Below are 241 nucleotides of genomic sequence, written 5' to 3' on the forward strand. Positions count from 1 at the left end.
TTGCCATCGGCCAGCAAGTTGAAGCTGCCGTAGCCGTTGCTACCGGTGGCGGCGATCTGGGGCGCGAAGTTCGACTGGCCTGCATCCACATCCGCAATCGTCAGCGCGCCGCTGGTGCTCAGGTTCGGCGTCGAAGCATCCTCGCTCACCGCACCGCTGGCCACGCCGCCGATCACCGGCACGTCGTTGGTTCCGATGATGGTCACGGTGACCACCTGGCTCGCTGTCCCATCGGAGGACA

General features: G+C 65.6%; 1 protein-coding gene. It reads right to left on the bottom strand.

Annotated features, from left to right (window positions below; translation table 11 throughout):
- Nucleotides 1-206 (bottom strand): VCBS domain-containing protein (locus tag AC3A6X_RS36460; protein WP_487846728.1); only part of this gene is annotated, 206 nt, incomplete at its 3' end.
- Between the last annotated feature and the right edge of the window lie 35 nt (nt 207-241).

The organism is Variovorax sp. Soil_C_12 (assembly GCF_057657375.1).